The 231-nt window shown below is 77.1% G+C and carries 1 protein-coding gene; it reads right to left on the bottom strand.

Annotated elements, in window-relative coordinates; genetic code table 11:
* Positions 1 to 231: Lrp/AsnC family transcriptional regulator (locus tag KVT14_RS22870; protein ID WP_254631403.1), on the bottom strand; the 231-nt coding region annotated here is incomplete at both ends.

Genomic DNA, 231 nt, shown 5'->3' with positions numbered 1-231 from the left:
GGGGTCGACGTCCGCGTGGAACCCGCGGATGACGCCGGCCCGCCGCAGGGCCCGGGCCCGCGCCAGGCAGGTCGACGGCGCGATCCCCACGGCGGCGGGGAGCGCGTTGTTGGCGACCCGGCCGTCCTCCTGGAGCAGCCGGACCAGCTGCCGGTCGGCCGCGTCGAGCGGAGCGGCTCGAAGATCGTTCGGCGGGGTGACCGACGTCGCACCGAGACCCGCAGGAAGGTC

Origin of the sequence: Cellulomonas sp. GbtcB1 (assembly GCF_019091725.1) — a bacterium.
GTDB lineage: Bacteria > Actinomycetota > Actinomycetes > Actinomycetales > Cellulomonadaceae > Cellulomonas.
This window is presented reverse-complemented; position numbering and strand designations above follow the sequence as displayed.